This is a genomic window from Roseateles sp. (assembly GCF_044373315.1).
In the GTDB taxonomy this organism is placed as follows: domain Bacteria; phylum Pseudomonadota; class Gammaproteobacteria; order Burkholderiales; family Burkholderiaceae_C; genus JACDQM01.
The window spans coordinates 25,180-36,978 of the sequence record NZ_JBILQK010000034.1 but is presented as its reverse complement, the minus strand read 5'-3'; the positions used below and the strand labels follow the sequence as shown (position 1 = coordinate 36,978).

The window sequence follows — 11,799 nt, the reverse complement described above, 5'->3', positions numbered from 1 at the left end:
ACCAGCGGAATGGGCAGCAGCGCGATCATCTCGGGCAGCGCGAACCAGCGCTCGCGCACGGTCGGGCTGACCCAGGGCGTGGCCACCGACACCAGCACTAGGCCCAGCACCACCGCAGGCCAGGCCCACTTGGCCCAGCGCTGCGCCAGCACTTGCAGCGCGCCGTCGGTCTTCATCAGCAGCCAGCCGGCGCCCAGCAGCAGGTAGGCGGCCGACAGCGACAGCGCGATCAGCGCGGCAAACAGGTCGTAGCCCCAACCCTGCTCAAAGCCGGTGATGTAGCGCCCCAGCATCCAGCCCTGCGACAGCGCCGCCAGCAGCGAGCCGGCGCTGAAGGCGAAGTTCCACAAAGGCTTCCATTGCGCCTGCACCTTGACGCGAAAGTCAAACGCCACGCCGCGCAGCATCAGCCCCAGCAGCATCAGCACCACCGGCACATAGAGGCTGCTCAGGATCAGGCCCTGTGCCTTGGGAAAAGCCACCAGCAGCAGCCCCACGCCCAGCACCAGCCAGGTCTCGTTGGCATCCCAGAACGGCCCGATGCTTGCCACCATGCGGTCCTTGTGCGGCTCGGGCGCCACGCCCATCAGCAGGCCCACGCCCAGATCGAAACCGTCCAACACTACATACAGCAGCATGGCCAGACCCATCAGGGCCATGAAGACCAGCGGCAGCCATTCCTGCCCTTGCCACACCGTCGCCGTCATGCCATCACCTTCTTCTCTGCTTCCTTTGCCGGCCCAGCATCTGCCTTGCCGCTGCGGCCTTCAGCCATCTGCTTGATCACCATCACATAGGAGAACAGCAGCGCCAGATACAGCGTCACGTAGGCCGCCAAGCTCCAGGCAATGGTGGGGGCCGGCGTGCTGGAGGCCACATCGGCGGTCCGCAGCAGTCCGTAGACGACGAAGGGCTGGCGGCCGATCTCGGTGACATACCAGCCGGCCAGCGTCGCCACCCAGCCCGAGAAGCTCATCAGGGCCAAGCCGCGCAGCCAGAAACGCGGCAAGTCAGCAGGCATTCGGCGCCGCAGCAGCCAAAGGCTCAGCCAGCTGAAGCCCAGCATCAACATGCCGATGCCGACCATCACCCGGAAGCCGTAGAACAAGGGGGCCACCGGCGGGTGCTCACCGATGAACTCGTTCAGGCCGCGGATCTCGCCATTGGCGTCGTGCGTGAGGATCAAGCTCGCCAGCTTGGGAATGCCCACCTCAAGCGCATTGCTGCGGCTGGCCTCATCAGGCACCGCGAACAGCAGCAGCGGCACGCCCTTGGCGGTGTCCCACACGCCTTCCATCGCCGCGATCTTGGCGGGCTGGTGCTTGAGCGTGTTCAGGCCATGCAGATCACCGACCAGGATCTGCAGTGGGATCAGCAGCGCGCCCATCCACAAACCCAGGCGCAGCATCGGCGCGGTGTAGTCCTTGGCGCAGCCCTTCAGCAGCTGCCAGGCGCTGAGCCCGGCGATCAGAAAGGCCACGGTCAGGCCCGAGGCCAGCAGCTTGTGCGTCAGCCGGTAAGGGAAGGACGGGTTGAAGATCAGCGCCGACCAGTCCTTCACATGGAACTCGCCGGCAATGATCTCGAAGCCCTGCGGCGTCTGCATCCAGGAGTTGAGGCTCAGGATCCAGAACGCCGACAAGGTGGTGCCGATAGCCACCAGCGCGGTGGCGATCAGGTGCACCCGTTCAGACACCTTGTCATGGCCGAACAGCATCACCCCCAGGAAGCTGGCCTCCAGGAAGAAGGCTGTGAGCACTTCATAGCCCAGCAGCGGGCCGGCGACATTGCCCACCTTCTCCATGAAGCCCGGCCAGTTGGTGCCGAACTGGAAGCTCATCGTGATGCCGCTGACCACGCCCAACGCAAAGCTCAGCGCGAAGACCTTGGTCCAGAAACGGTAGGCCTCCAGCCAGACGGTGTCGCGGCTGCGCACCCAGCGCCAGCGCAGGAACAGCAGCACCCAGCCCAGGGCGATGGTGATGGTGGGGAACAGGATGTGAAAGGAAATATTGGCGGCGAACTGCAGCCGCGCCAGCAGCAAGGCATCCATCGCTCATCACTCCTTGCTGCCGCCCACCAGGCGCACCTTGCCGGTGAACTCCAGCAGCTTCTGCACCTTGGATCCCATCTTCATCAGCTGGGCCAGGGTCTGGCTGTCCATGCGCTGCACATCGCTGAACCAGTCGGTCAGCAGCTCGATCAGGTCGTGCATGCTGCGCATGCGCTCCTGGGCATAGCGGTCTTCCGCGCTGCTGGCGGTTTCCAGCAGGGCATTGCGAAGCATCGACAGCGTGGGCTCCACCTCGCGGCGGCGGCGCTCTTCGGCCAGGGTGCGGAAGATCTCCCAGGCATCGCCCGGCGCCTCGAAGTACTCGCGCCTATCACCGGGCAGGTGCTTGAGCCGCACCAGGCGCCAGGCCTGCAGCTCCTTCAGGCCCATCGAGACATTGGAGCGGCTGAACTCCAGCGCTTCGGCCATCTCGTCCGCATTGAGCGGGCGCGGCGACACAAAGATCAGCGCATAGATCTGGCCGACGGTGCGATTGATGCCCCAGCGGCTCCCCATCTCACCAAAATGCGCCACAAAGCTGCGCACCAGCGGACTCATGGTGTTCATCGAACAAGCTCCTCGCGCCCGCCCGGACCTCTCCATTGAGGCGCCTGGTGCCGGCCTTACGATGTTGCGAATTTTCAGTAATTCCTGAAATTCCAGCATCAACATCACAAACATCCGCACGTGCAGCAAGGGCTTTGGCGACAGGCGCCGGCTTGCTGTGTCAGCCAGCAGTGGGCGTCCGTCGGTACCATCGCCGCTGCACCCATGCGCCGTGAGAGGCGCGCCCCCATCCACGCCAGGAGCTTTGCAGCCATGTTCTTTGGCATCGCCGACTACCCCGCCTTCGTGCTCGCCATCGTCGTGTTCCTGGCCATCCCCGGCCCGGGCAATCTGGCGCTGATCTCATCCACCGGCAAGGGCGGCATCGCCGGCGGGCTGGCCGCCACGCTGGGCGTGATCCTGGGCGACCAGGTGCTGATGTGGGCGGCCGTTGCCGGCGTGGCAGCGCTGCTGGCGGCCGCACCCACGGTGTTTGCCGCGGTGCAGTGGCTGGGCGCGGCCTATCTGGCCTGGCTGGGCTGGAAGATGCTCACCGCCAAACCGGGCGACGCGCCGGTGCTGCAAATCCGCCCGCGCCAGTATCTGCAGCAGGCGCTGTTCATCACCTTGCTGAACCCCAAAGCCATCGTGTTCTACATGGCATTCTTCCCGCTGTTCGTCGATCCGGCCCAGCATCGCGGCCTGATCACTTTCGGCGCGATGGCCGCGACGATTGCCGCGCTGACCTTCGCCTACGGCCTGATCGTCACGCTGCTGACCCATCACCTGGCAGAGCAGATCCGCCGCATGCCGGCAATTTCGCGCGGGCTGGAGAAGCTCGCTGGCGTAGTGCTGATCGGCTTCGGCATCAAGCTGGCGCTGTCGCGCTGAGCCACGCCTCAGGGCCGCGCGACCATAGCCGGCGGTGATGGCCAGCTGCCGCATCGTGATGGCGGCGCCCGCCCGCCGTGCCGGGCCGCTTCCCATAATCGGCAGCTATAACTCCCGTGCTGCTGCTGGGCTTTGTGCTCGCCTATTTCGCCCTGCTGCTGGGCGTGGCCTGGTGGACCTCGCGCCGCGCCGACAACAACAGCTTCTTCATCGGCGACCGCAACAGCCACTGGCTGCTGGTGGCCTTCGGCATGATCGGCACCTCGCTGTCGGGCGTCACCTTCATCAGCGTGCCGGGCGCGGTGGGCACAACCGCCTTCAGCTACTTCCAGATCGTGCTGGGGCAGTTCATCGGCTATGCGGTGATCGCCTATGTGCTGCTGCCGCTGTACTACCGGCTGCAGCTGACCTCGATCTACGACTACCTGGGCCAACGCCTGGGCCCGCGTGCCTACCGCAGCGGCGCGGGCTTCTTCATCCTGTCGCGCACGCTGGGCGCCACCGCGCGCCTGTATCTGGTGGTCAAGGTGCTGCAGGACGCGATCCTGGCGCAGATGGGCCAGCCCTTCTGGTTCACCGCCCTGGCCATCCTTTTGATGATCCTGCTCTACACCTTCAAGGGCGGCGTCAAGACCATCGTCTGGACCGACACGCTGCAGACCGCCGCAATGCTGACCGGCCTGCTGGTGTGCGTGGCCTTCTTGCTGCACAGCCTGGGGCTGACGCTGGGCCAGAGCCTGACTGCGCTGGACGCGGCCGGGCTCTCGCAGGTGTTCGTCGACGATCCCTTCAGCCGAAGCTTCTGGGGCAAGCAGGTGCTGGCCGGCATGTTCATCGCCATCGCAATGACGGGCATGGACCAGGAGATGATGCAGAAGAACATCTCGGTCAAACGCCTGGCCGACTCGCAGAAGAACGTGATGCTGCTGGCCACCATCATGTTGGGCGTGGTGGCGCTGTTCCTGTTCTTGGGTGGCCTGCTGCATCTGTTCGCCGCGCAGGCCGGCATCACGGCCCGGGGTGATGCGCTGTTCGGCGCGGTGGTGCTGCAGCACTTGCCGGCCTGGGTGCAGCTGGTGTTCGTGATCGCGCTGATCTCGGCGCTGTTCCCCAGCGCCGATGGCGCCATCACCGCGCTGACCTCCAGCACCTGCATCGACCTACTGGGCATGCAGCGCCGCAGCGATTGGAGCGAGGCGCGCAAGCAGCAGGTTCGCAAATCGGTGCACCTTGGCTTTGCCGCGCTGTTCATGCTGCTGGTAATGGGTTTCAAGTGGCTGGACGACCCCAGCATGGTGGGCCTGATCCTGAAGATCGCCGGCTACACCTACGGCCCGCTGCTGGGCCTGTTCGCCTTCGGCATCCTGACCCGCCAGGCGGTGCATGACCGCTGGGTGCCGCTGGCGGTGCTGGCCGCGCCCATGCTGTGCTGGTGGCTAGACAGCCAGCAAATAAGACTATTAGGCGGCTACCAGATAGGGCTGGAGCTGCTGCTGCTCAACGGTGCGTTGACTTTTGCCGGCTTGTGGTTGCTGAGCAAGGGAAAGCACTCAAGTCGTCAGGAATTCGTCCGATAGAGGGATCACAAGGGAGCAGATGCCGCTTGAGCGGCACGCCAGTCACGCGCGACATGATTCACTTCATGCAGTGCTCCTTTGTATCAACTTCACAAGGAGTCAACTGTCATGCACAAGCGCAATTTCCTGCTCTGGATTCCCGCAGCTCTGCTGTATGCCGGCTCGCTGGCACCCGCCCACGCTGCCGAGACGCCCGCCACGCTGGCCGGCGTCAAGCTGATCAAGGCTGAAGAGGCCAAGAAGCTGCTGGACAGCGGCGTGCCCTTCTTCGACACCCGCGTGGCCGCCGAGTACGCCGAGAAGACCATCAAAGGCGCCAAGAGCCTCACCTACCGCGAGAAGAGTGCCAAGACGGCCGACTTCGATGCCTCGCAGGATCAGTTCGACCTGAGCAAGCTGCCGGCCGACAAGGCGGCGCCAGTGGTTTTCTTCTGCAACGCGGGCGAGTGCTGGCGCAGCTACAAGGCTTCGTTCGTCGCCCAGAAGGCCGGCTACAAGCAGGTGCACTGGTTCCGCGGCGGCATGCCGGAGTGGACCTCCAAGGGCCTGCCGACACAGTAAGGTGGTCGCAGGCGAGGCGCCCGCGCGCATGGCTGAGCCAGCGGGCGCTGCGTCCTGCTCGGGACGCGCAATCAAGGGGGAAGTAAAACAATGCGAGTCAGTTTCACCATCAAGGCCCGTCTGTGGACGCTGGCCGGCTTGGCAGTGCTGGGCATGACACTGATTGCCGGTCTGTCGCTGATCTCCAACCGCATCAACAGCGCCGCGATGACCGAGCTGTATGAGCGCGACACCGTCAGCCTGCTGCGCATGCAGCGCATCGAGAACAGCCTGCTGGAAGTGCGCTTCCGCACCGCCGGCGTGCTGCTGGACCAGCTGCCCATTCCGGGCTCGTTGAACCATCTGAAGGAAGCGCGCAAGGAGCTGTCCGAGGCTTGGAAGGAACTGCAGCCGCAGGCCGCCGCGCTCTTTACCGATGAGGCCTCGCGCCCGCTGTTCGAACAGCTGGGCGGCGAGTGGAAGCAGATTGACACCACGCTGGCCAAACTCGAAGCGGCCTATGCCGGCAAGGACAAGAACCAGCTCACCACCGTGCTGGAGGAAGACTGGCCGGTGATGCACAAGGCGGCAGTGAAGCCGCTGCAATCGCTGATCCCGCTCGCACGGCAGCATGCGCAGGCCTCCTACGGCGCCGCCCAGTCGTCCAGCGCCAATTTGCTGACGCTGGCCTTGGTCGGTGGCGGCATCAGCGTGCTGGCCCTGGTGGTCGTGGCCTGGTTCACGCTGCGCTCGGTGCTGCTGCCGCTGACCGAGGTGCGCCGCTCGATGGCGCGAATCGCCAACGGCGATCTGGCATCGGCGCTGCCGGCACAGCGCCAGGATGAGCTGGGCCTGATGATTGAGGCACTGGCCGGCATGCAGAGCCATCTGGCCGGCATCGTGGGCCAGGTCCGCCATGCCACCGACAGCATCTCCACCGCCAGCAGCGAAATCGCCACTGGATCGCTGGACCTGAGCCAGCGCACTGAAAGCACGGCCTCCAGCCTGCAGCGTGCGGCCTCGTCGATGCATGAACTGACGGACACGGTGCGCCAGTCCTCAGAAGCCGCGCGCCAGGCCGATCAGCTCGCGAACTCGGCCGCCGATGTGGCGGCACGCGGCGGCGCCGTGGTGTCGGACGTGGTGGCCACGATGGAGACCATCGCCGGCAGCTCGCGCAAGATCGCCGACATCATCGGCGTGATCGATGGCATCGCCTTTCAGACCAATATCCTGGCGCTGAACGCGGCGGTGGAAGCCGCGCGTGCCGGCGAGCAGGGCCGCGGCTTCGCGGTGGTGGCCTCGGAGGTGCGCAGTCTGGCCGGCCGTTCCGCCGATGCAGCACGCGAGATCAAGAGCCTGATCAGCGCCTCGGTCGAGAACGTCGACTCGGGCACCCGTCTCGTGGCGCAGGCGGGTTCGACCATGCAGGACATCGTCGGCTCTGTGCAGCGCGTCAAGGACATCATTGCCGAGATCAGCGCCACCAGTAGCGAGCAGTCCGAGGGCATCCAGCGCATCAACAGCTCGATGACCGAGCTGGATCAGATGACGCAGCAGAACGCCGCGCTGGTCGAAGAAAGCGCAGCTGCCGCCGAGAGTCTCAAGGAACAGGCCACCCGAGTGGCCGAGGTGATGTCAGGCTTTAAGCTCTGAGCGGTGCTCAGGCGCGGCGCTGCTGTAGCGCTGCGTCGATCTCCTCCAGGCAACGCTGGGCATAGCCGCGGTTGGACTCGGGTACGGCGGCCAGGCGCTGGGCCATCGCCTCGCGCGCTTGCTGCGCCAGCGGCAGATCAGCAGCGGACAGTGCCGCCTGGGCCAAGGCCTGCTGCGCAAAGCAGAACTCATAGTCGTCAGCGCCGTGGCGCTCGCAGGCCGCCAGGCCCGAGTGCGCGGCCTGCAGGGCCAACGCACCTTCGCCGGCCGCCGCAGCGCACATCGCCAGCTGCCAGTCGGCACGCTCCTGCTCCAACCAGCCGCCTGCGGCCGCCCAGGCTTGGCGCGCCAGCTGGGCGGCCTCGATCATCAAGGCGGCATGCGGGGCGTCACCGCGCTGGTGATAGAAGCGCAGATCAGCCGCGATATTGTTGGCAACCGCCGCCCAGGCGCGGGCGCTGCCGGAATCGTCGGCCTGCACCTGCTGCTGCGCGGCCGCCATCAGGCGGCGCATGCCATCGAAATCACGCCGCCGGCTCACGCCGAGCGCCGCGTTGTAGTGAGCCCGCACACGGTCAGCCGGCTCCAGGGCACCAAGCTCGGCAGCTTGGCCGCGGGCCAACGCGATCGCAGCCTGCGCCCGCCGGGCCAGCGCGGGCTCCGCATCCTGCAGCAAGGCCTCCAGGCCGGACGCATCGTCCAGATGCCCGAGCAGCACATGCTCAGCGGCGCGCAGCCAGCCTTCCAGCTGCTCGGTCGTGGCGCCATCACGTTCGGCATCGGCCTCGCGCAGCAGCAAGGCTGCGCCTGGGCCGTCGTGGGGGTGGATGTCGAGCGCCTGCTCGATCAGCTCGTCAAATCGGTTCATCAGCGTTTTCCTTGAACAGGGCTGCAGCCGCCCAGCCAGGCCGTTGGCGCGCGGGCACGGCGGCGAATGTTGGCACAATCCAGAGCCTTGCAAAGTCCCTCGCTCCAACCCGCCGCGCTAAGCCTGTCACAGCTGATTGCCCGCCATGTGCGCCGGCATTGGCAGGCATATGCCGCCTCAGCGCTGATGCTGACGGCGATTGCGCTGATGACGGTGTGGATCCCGCGCCAGGTAGGTGCGGTGGTCGACGGCCTCGCGGCCGGCAAGCTGGCCGGTACCGCCTTGCTGCAGGAGCTGGGCTGGCTGCTACTGGCGGGCTGCGGAATCTATGTGCTGCGCGCCGGCTGGCGGCTGGCGCTGTTCGGCGCGGCCTACAAGCTCGGGCGCGATCTGCGCACCCGCTTGTATCGGGTGCTGACCTTGCAGGGGCCGGTTTTCTTCCAGAACGAGCGCACCGGTGACCTGATGGCGCTGGCCACCAACGATGTGGACGCGGTCGAGATGGCCGCAGGCGAGGCCTTGCTGGCCGCCTTCGACGGCAGCCTGACCCTGCTGCTGGTGGTGGCCATGATGACGCTGAGCATCGACTGGCGCCTGGGCCTGGCGGCGCTGCTGCCCTTCCCGCTGATGGCGCTGGCCTTTGCGCGCATTTCCGAGCGCGTGCATCTGGCCTGGAAGGAATCGCTGGACCATTTTTCGGCGCTGAACCAGCACGCTCAGGAGGGCCTGGCCAGCGTGCGCACGCTGCGCGCCCTCGGCCTGACCCAGCGCAATGCCGGGCAGTTTGCCACGCTGGCCGACCGTGCCGGCCACGCCAGCTATCAGGCGCAGCGCTGGGAAGCCGCCTTCGAGCCGGCCGTGGGCATGACGCTGAGCGCTGCAACCGCCATCGCACTGGGCCTGGGCGGCTGGATGGTGGCCCGCGATGAGCTGAGCATCGGCCAGCTGACCGCCTTCACCATGTATCTGGGCCAGCTGATCTGGCCGATGTTTGCGGCCGGCTGGGTCTTGTCGCTGCTGGAGCGCGGGCGAGCCGCCTGGCAGCGCCTGGGTCCGATGCTGGACGCACCGCTGACGCTGGCCGATGAAGGCCGCGCGTCTTGGCCGCAGCAGGCCCGGCTCAGGATCGAGGCCTTGGACTTCGCCTACCCGGTGGCGCAGGCAGCGACAGAGAGCCCGCCTGCCGCCACACGCCCGGCGCTGCAAGACATCCGCCTTGAACTGCAGCCCGGCCAGACCCTGGGCCTGGTGGGACCGACTGGCGCCGGCAAGTCCACCTTGCTGAAGCTGCTGCTGCGCCAGTTCGAGCCAGAGGCCGGCGCCATCCGCCTGGGCGATCAGCCCCTGCCCGCGATGGCGCTGAAGGCCCTGCGCGAAGGCCTGGCCTGGGTGCCGCAGGAGCCGTTTCTGTTCTCGGCCAGCATCGCCGAGAACATCGCGCTGGCGCGGCCCGAGGCCAGCCCGGCGGAGATCGAGGCCGCAGCGCAGATGGCCGCCGTGCACGAGGACATCCAGCGCCTGCCGCAGGGCTACCAGACCCTGGTGGGCGAGCGCGGCGTGACGCTGTCGGGCGGCCAGCGCCAGCGTGTGGCGATCGCCCGCGCGCTGCTCAGCCAGGCCCCGCTGCTCTTGCTGGACGACGCCCTGTCGGCCGTCGACACCGGCACCGAGACGCAGATCCTGGCGCACCTGGCCGAGCTGCGCGCCCGCCATCCCGAGCGCAGCGCCATCATCGTCAGCCACAGACTCAGCGCGGTGATGGAGGCTGATCAGATCGTCGTGCTGAAGGCCGGCCGCATCGTCGAGCGCGGCACCCATGCCGAGCTGCTGGCCCTGGGCGGCTGGTATGCCACGCAGTGGCGCTACCAACAACTGGAGGCCAGCCTCGATGCGCTCTGAAGTCGACGGCCAGAAGCCACGCCCCTGGGCCGCTGTGGGCCTGCTGCTGGAGTCGGCAGCCGGCGAGCGCGGCACGCTGATGCGCGGCGTGGCCTGGCTTGTGCTGGCCACGGCGCTGGAGGCGCTGGGGCCCATCATCGGCAAGTACTTCATCGACCACTACCTGCTGCCGCGGCGTTTCGATGCGCTGGCGATGGGTGGGCTGCTGGCCGTGCTGCTGCTGGGCGGTTGGGCGGCGGCCTGGATCCGCTATGGCCAGCTCGCGCGCATGGCCGGCGTGGCGCGGCGCTCAGTGCTTCGCCTGCGCGAGCGGGTCTACGCCCATGTGCTGGCGCTGCCGATGGCCTTCTTCGACAAGGCCATCACCGGCCAGCTGGTCAGCCGCGTCACCAACGACACCGAGGCCGTGAACCAGCTCTACCGCCAGGTGCTGTTCGTGATGCTGGACTCCAGCATCATGGTGCTGGGCTCGCTGGTGGCGATGGCCTGGCTGGACTGGCGCCTGATGCTGATCGTGGCCACGCTGGTGCCGGCGATGCTGATCATCGTGACGGTCTACCAGCGTCTGTCCGCGCCGGCGGTGACCCGCTCGCGCGAACTGCGCAGCGACATCAATGCGCAGATGGCCGAGAGCATGGCCGGTATGGCGATGCTGCAGGCCGCCGGCGCCGCGCCGCGCTTTGCCGAGCGCTTCGAGCGCAGCAACGCCGCACATCTGAAGGCCCGCCGCGATGAGCTGCGCGCCAATGCCCTGCTGCTGCGACCGGCGCTGGACCTGCTGAATGTGCTGCTGGTGATCACGGTGATCTACGGCTTCGGCCAGCGCGATGTGAGCCTGGGTCAGGGCGTGATGGAGGTGGGCCTGCTGTACGCCTTCCTCAGCTATATCGCCCGGGTGGTGGAGCCGCTGATCCAGATCACCATGCAGTTCAGCCTGCTGCAGCAGTCGATGGTGGCAGCCAGCCGCGTGCGCAGCCTGCTGCAGGAAACGAAGCCGGTGCTGCACAGCCGCGACGGCCTGCAGATCGGCGCCGGCCGCATCGACATCGCGGGGCTGCGTTTCGGCTACGACCCGGCGCGCCCGGTGTTGCACGATCTCGACCTGCAGTTCGAGGCCGGCAGCTTCGTGGGCATCGTCGGCCACACCGGCAGCGGCAAGTCCACCCTGCTGTCGCTGTTGCTGCGCTTTTACCGCCCGCAGGCCGGCAGCCTGCGCATCGACGGCCTTGCGCTGGAGGACATCCCGGACGAGGCCTTCCGCGCCCGCGTCGGCCTGGTACCGCAGGAGCCCTATCTGGTGGCCGGCACGGCGCGCGAGAACATCGCGATGGGACGAGACATAAGCGAGGAGCAGCTGCTGTCCGCGGCGCAGGCCGCGCGCGTGCACGAGTTCCTGAGCAGCCTGCCGCAGGGCTATGACACGGTGCTGGGCGAAGGCGGCGTGCGCGTCTCCACCGGGCAGAAACAGCTGATCGCGATGGCGCGCGCACTGGCCGGCGCGCCGACGCTGCTGTTCCTGGATGAGGCCACCTCCAATATCGACAGCGCCACTGAGGTGCTGATCTCCGAGGCACTGCTGGCGCTGCGCGGGCGGGTGACGGTGGTGGCGATCGCACACCGGCTCTCAACCATCCGCGAGGCCGACCAGATCATCGTGCTGAACCACGGCCACCTGGCCGAGCGCGGCAGCCATGCCGCGTTGATGGCGATCGAGGGCGGGATCTACCAGCGCCTGGTGCAACTGCAGGCGCTGGAGGAGTAGCGCGGCG

10 protein-coding genes are annotated in these 11,799 nt (G+C 67.1%); 6 read left to right on the top strand and 4 right to left on the bottom strand.

Features of this window, described 5'->3' with window-relative positions:
• The 3 genes from ACIQ67_RS10110 to ACIQ67_RS10100 all read right to left on the bottom strand — a co-directional run.
• The coding region (locus ACIQ67_RS10110; protein ID WP_397534241.1) for a cytochrome d ubiquinol oxidase subunit II at positions 1–707 on the bottom strand (707 nt) is incomplete at its 3' end.
• On the bottom strand, positions 704–2,053 hold the full coding sequence (locus ACIQ67_RS10105; protein WP_397534240.1) for a cytochrome ubiquinol oxidase subunit I: 1,350 nt from the start codon (positions 2,051–2,053) through the stop codon (positions 704–706). The genes ACIQ67_RS10105 and ACIQ67_RS10110, both read right to left, overlap by 4 nt.
• A gap of 6 nt (positions 2,054–2,059) precedes the next feature.
• Positions 2,060–2,620, bottom strand: coding sequence for a GbsR/MarR family transcriptional regulator (locus ACIQ67_RS10100; protein WP_397534239.1), 561 nt, complete (start codon positions 2,618–2,620; stop codon positions 2,060–2,062).
• 252 nt (positions 2,621–2,872) lie between these two features.
• On the opposite strand from ACIQ67_RS10100, the gene ACIQ67_RS10095 reads away from it, so the two are divergent.
• The 4 genes from ACIQ67_RS10095 to ACIQ67_RS10080 all read left to right on the top strand — a co-directional run bounded on the left by ACIQ67_RS10095 (position 2,873) and on the right by ACIQ67_RS10080 (position 7,263).
• Positions 2,873–3,490: a LysE family translocator gene (locus tag ACIQ67_RS10095; protein ID WP_397534238.1), complete on the top strand. Its 618-nt coding sequence runs from the start codon at positions 2,873–2,875 to the stop codon at positions 3,488–3,490.
• Between the two features lie 116 nt (positions 3,491–3,606).
• Positions 3,607–5,067, top strand: coding sequence for a sodium:solute symporter (locus tag ACIQ67_RS10090; RefSeq protein ID WP_397534237.1), 1,461 nt, complete (start codon positions 3,607–3,609; stop codon positions 5,065–5,067).
• A 108-nt stretch (positions 5,068–5,175) separates the two neighbouring features.
• The gene (locus ACIQ67_RS10085; protein ID WP_397534236.1) at positions 5,176–5,628 is read left to right on the top strand and encodes a rhodanese-like domain-containing protein; all 453 of its coding nucleotides are present in this window, start codon (positions 5,176–5,178) and stop codon (positions 5,626–5,628) included.
• A gap of 90 nt (positions 5,629–5,718) precedes the next feature.
• On the top strand, positions 5,719–7,263 hold the full coding sequence (locus tag ACIQ67_RS10080) for a methyl-accepting chemotaxis protein (RefSeq protein ID WP_397534235.1): 1,545 nt from the start codon (positions 5,719–5,721) through the stop codon (positions 7,261–7,263).
• Positions 7,264–7,270: 7 nt separating this feature from the next.
• On the opposite strand, the gene ACIQ67_RS10075 is transcribed toward ACIQ67_RS10080, so the two are convergent.
• Positions 7,271–8,131, bottom strand: a complete 861-nt coding sequence (locus tag ACIQ67_RS10075; RefSeq protein WP_397534234.1) for a hypothetical protein — start codon at positions 8,129–8,131, stop codon at positions 7,271–7,273.
• Between the two features lie 186 nt (positions 8,132–8,317).
• Here ACIQ67_RS10075 and ACIQ67_RS10070 point away from each other — a divergent pair, with 186 nt between their 5' ends.
• Both ACIQ67_RS10070 and ACIQ67_RS10065 read left to right on the top strand, forming a co-directional pair.
• On the top strand, positions 8,318–10,030 hold the full coding sequence (locus tag ACIQ67_RS10070; protein ID WP_397534244.1) for an ATP-binding cassette domain-containing protein: 1,713 nt from the start codon (positions 8,318–8,320) through the stop codon (positions 10,028–10,030).
• Positions 10,020–11,792: an ABC transporter ATP-binding protein gene (locus ACIQ67_RS10065; RefSeq protein ID WP_397534233.1), complete on the top strand. Its 1,773-nt coding sequence runs from the start codon at positions 10,020–10,022 to the stop codon at positions 11,790–11,792. The genes ACIQ67_RS10070 and ACIQ67_RS10065 overlap by 11 nt, the downstream gene beginning before the upstream one ends.
• Positions 11,793–11,799 lie beyond the last annotated feature (7 nt).